Annotated in this window: 2 protein-coding genes; one reads left to right on the plus strand and one right to left on the minus strand. The window is 64.2% G+C overall.

Features of this window, described 5'->3' with window-relative positions:
- The first annotated feature begins 220 nt into the window (after nt 1-220).
- Nucleotides 221-421, plus strand: a complete 201-nt coding sequence (locus AC5RWT_RS37525) for a hypothetical protein (protein WP_494084641.1) — start codon at nt 221-223, stop codon at nt 419-421.
- 57 nt (nt 422-478) lie between these two features.
- Here AC5RWT_RS37525 and def read toward each other — a convergent pair whose 3' ends face one another.
- A complete protein-coding gene (gene def / locus AC5RWT_RS37530; RefSeq protein WP_494084642.1) occupies nt 479-1,051 on the minus strand; it encodes a peptide deformylase in 573 nt (190 codons plus the stop codon).
- Nucleotides 1,052-1,259 lie beyond the last annotated feature (208 nt).

Here is a 1,259-nt window from a genome sequence, read left to right on the forward strand (position 1 = left end):
GGCGTCAACCCGAAGATCTTCCCGGCAGTGCTGGAGCCGGTGGCGCAAACCGTCTGAGCCGTCTGACTCAGAAATGTTGACGGAGGGGCCGGCGGCATGGATGCCGCCGGCTCCTGCCTTTAACGCCCGGTCCCTCCGAGGAGACCGCCGGGGCAGTGGGGCGGTCCTCAAGGCTCCGCCACTATGGCTTTTGCCTCGTGCCCGTTCCTACAATGGCCGCATGGTAGAGATGACGCGGTGGGAACGGGCGCAGGTCAACCACAAGGAGGCCGAGCGGCTGCTGAGTGCGGCGCGGGACGCCTACGCCAGAGGGAATGTAACGGAGAAGCGTGTGGCTGAGCTCAAGCGGCTTCGGGACATTGCGCTTGAGGACCTGCATCGCTGCGAAAAGGACCACCGGTCCGGCTTCACCGACAGCTGAGCAGGATCCGCCGACCTTTTGGGGGATTGGACCCCGGCCCCGACGAGCGGTGCTCGGTCAATGGCCGAACGGGTCTGGATCGACTCCCGGCAGCCATGTGTTGCCGGGGACGCCCCAGCCTTCTTTCCTGATATTCTTCCGGGCTCGTTTGCCCCACCGGTCATTAAGCCGGTCGACGTACAGCTTGCCGTCCAAATGGTCGTACTCATGCTGCATCACGCGGGCGAACCATCCGGTGGCCTCAAAATCCACCGGGTTGCCGTCCGCATCGAATCCCCGCACGCGGGCCCATTCGGCCCGTTTGAGGGGATAGCTGTGCCCGGGAACAGAGAGACACCCTTCGATTTCGTCGTCCGGATCCGGTTCCGCGCCGGAAACCTTGCCGAGCACCAAAGTGGGGTTCACCAGCACTCCCCGCTGCGGGACGTCATCGTCGTTGGCAAACTCGTAGGTGAAAATGCGCAGCCCCACACCGATTTGAGGAGCGGCGAGCCCCACACCGTGGGCCTCGTCCATCGTTTCGAACATGTCGTGGATGATTCCCCGGAGTTCGGCATCGAAATTCTCCACCTCGACGGCCCGGCGGTGCAGCACCGGTTCGCCGGTGATGGTGACAGGGCGGACAGTCATTTCTCTCCTTCGCTCAGGACAGCGCCTACAGCCTGTGTACGGCGCCCACAATCCCACGCGGGTCGCTCGGTCGTCGCTGCCGGACATGCAAAGAGCCGTCCCGACTTCCGGGACGGCTCTGCTCTCCGGCTTTTACCGGACCTTCGGGGTGAGTAACGGGGATTGAACCCGCGACCTCCTGGACCACAACCAGGCGCTCTGCCAGCTG

It is taken from the genome of Arthrobacter sp. Dra40 (assembly GCF_059091905.1).

Excerpts from the sequence above, each read along its gene's own strand:
- AC5RWT_RS37525 (WP_494084641.1), top strand. The coding sequence starts at position 221 with ATGGTAGAGATGACGCGGTGGGAACGGGCGCAGGTCAACCACAAGGAG.
- def (WP_494084642.1), bottom strand. The coding sequence starts at position 1,051 with ATGACTGTCCGCCCTGTCACCATCACCGGCGAACCGGTGCTGCACCGC.